Origin of the sequence: Pseudomonas sp. SIMBA_068, assembly GCF_046534705.1 — a bacterium.
Classification (GTDB): domain Bacteria; phylum Pseudomonadota; class Gammaproteobacteria; order Pseudomonadales; family Pseudomonadaceae; genus Aquipseudomonas; species Aquipseudomonas putida.
The window spans coordinates 1-340 of sequence record NZ_JAWRYI010000179.1 but is presented as its reverse complement, the minus strand read 5'-3'; the positions used below and the strand labels follow the sequence as shown (position 1 = coordinate 340).

Below are 340 nucleotides of genomic sequence, written 5' to 3'. Positions count from 1 at the left end.
CCATGTTATCGTCTATAAGTGGTTTAAGAGAAACCAATGCCTCCGCAAAGTAGGTATCAAATTCAATATGATACTTTTTAGCAAACTCGTCTATATTTAGTTCAAACTGACAAATAAGCTGCTTAATAGCATCCGCTCGAATAACATCATCATGGGTTAAATGCATACCTTTACTAAGTGCGCAGCCGCTTTGCGTTTCAATGCTGTGGTAGTAATGCTTTAGCTCTTTTTTATTTTGTAAAATAGCGGTGCCAATTTGTGAAATAGACGATGCACCCAGCCCTAATAAATCACAATTACCATGCGTTGTATAACCTTGAAAGTTTCGATGCAATTGGCC

General features: G+C 37.6%; 1 pseudogene. It reads right to left on the bottom strand.

Going from position 1 to position 340, the window contains the following annotated elements:
- Nucleotides 1-340: pseudogene (locus SB756_RS28725) on the bottom strand (coproporphyrinogen III oxidase); the annotation flags it as partial.